This is a genomic window from Microcoleus sp. Pol11C3 (genome assembly GCF_036701485.1).
Classification (GTDB): Bacteria; Cyanobacteriota; Cyanobacteriia; order Cyanobacteriales; family Microcoleaceae; genus Microcoleus.
This window is the reverse complement of the sequence record NZ_JAUBQW010000314.1, coordinates 1-1162: the sequence shown is the minus strand read 5'-3', so window position 1 is coordinate 1162 and position 1162 is coordinate 1. Positions and strand designations below refer to the sequence as shown.

2 protein-coding genes are annotated in these 1162 nt (G+C 42.5%); both read right to left on the bottom strand.

Features of this window, described 5'->3' with window-relative positions; genetic code table 11:
• Positions 1-90 precede the first annotated feature (90 nt).
• On the bottom strand, positions 91-417 hold the full coding sequence (locus QUA40_RS28825; protein WP_333132146.1) for a type II toxin-antitoxin system VapC family toxin: 327 nt from the start codon (positions 415-417) through the stop codon (positions 91-93).
• Between the two features lie 111 nt (positions 418-528).
• A complete protein-coding gene (locus tag QUA40_RS28820; RefSeq protein ID WP_333132144.1) occupies positions 529-891 on the bottom strand; it encodes a hypothetical protein in 363 nt (120 codons plus the stop codon).
• Positions 892-1162 lie beyond the last annotated feature (271 nt).

The following is a 1162-nucleotide window of genomic DNA, read 5'->3' as shown; positions in this document are numbered from 1 at the left end:
TTTCTAATTAACTATTTTTATCGATTTTATCATGATCTTACCTCTGTCTCACATTTATTTGAAATGACTATAGTAGTCATTAGTCAGCATTTAGGAATCAAGCGTCCAATCTTGGATCGAGAGTCCGGGAACTTGACAAAAGTCTCGTTGATTGCGAGGGATAACGGTAGCACCGAGGGACAAAGCAATAGCTGCAATCCGCATATCTTTTTGCAGGCGATTTTTCCGCAAGGGCGGGTTATCTTTTAACAGTTTCTTGAGACAAGTATCAGCTTCCGGTGTAAAGTTCAGTACCTCAATAGTTTGGAGGTATTTTACAGTTGTCCAAAGTTTTGAATAAAGTCCAGGTAGGTTATGCAGCAGGGACGGATCGTTAATCCTGCCAACCCAGCCATTGAAGAGTTCTTGAACTGACAATAGTGACAGCAACCTGATGCTTTTTCGCGTTAGCAGTAAGTTGGGGATGATTGTAGAGAATCAGTGAAACGGAATCGGTATCCAGAATATATCGACACACGAAAAGCACCTTTACAAGTAATAGGAAGGATCTACTTCTGAGTCATCATCTGAGGTTCGTTCGGCGCGAATTGATTCCATAATTGCCACAAAATCGGCATCGTCTTTAAAGACACCTGCAAATTTCATCCAGGTTGGTTCTGAAGCCTGAATCGGCACGTTCCATGAAATCGCTTCAATATTTTTGAGCCGTTCTAAAAAGGTAGCTTGAATTTGTGCGATCGCCGCTTCTCGTGTTTCTGCTTTCACTTGACACTCGGGAAACTCTCTGACAGATGCCGCAACTTCTCCGGATGTGAGTGATTCTAGCAGCAGCGTCACTTTGAGGTTGGTGAATGGATCGGACTGCGGTAACTCTAGGTTGATCATGTTCATTTTTGAAAGACTAATCCTGGGTTTACTTTAATTGTACCGCAGACATCGATTTGGTATTTGGTGTGAAGGGCGATAGATCTGGGTACAATCCTCGCAGTGTTGGGTATTTGGTGTGAAGGGCGATCGCTCTTTTTTACTCAAGCATCGACCTCCGTAGAATCATCGTAATGTTTGGTATTTGGTGTGAGGGGCGATCGGGTGCATCTCACTTTTGCGAATGTGTCACAAAAGAGTTAAAATGAAAAAGCTAGTAAAATCGTCAAATAAAGAT

Coding starts and splice junctions, on each gene's coding strand:
- QUA40_RS28820 (WP_333132144.1), bottom strand. CDS start 891: ATGAACATGATCAACCTAGAGTTACCGCAGTCCGATCCATTCACCAAC.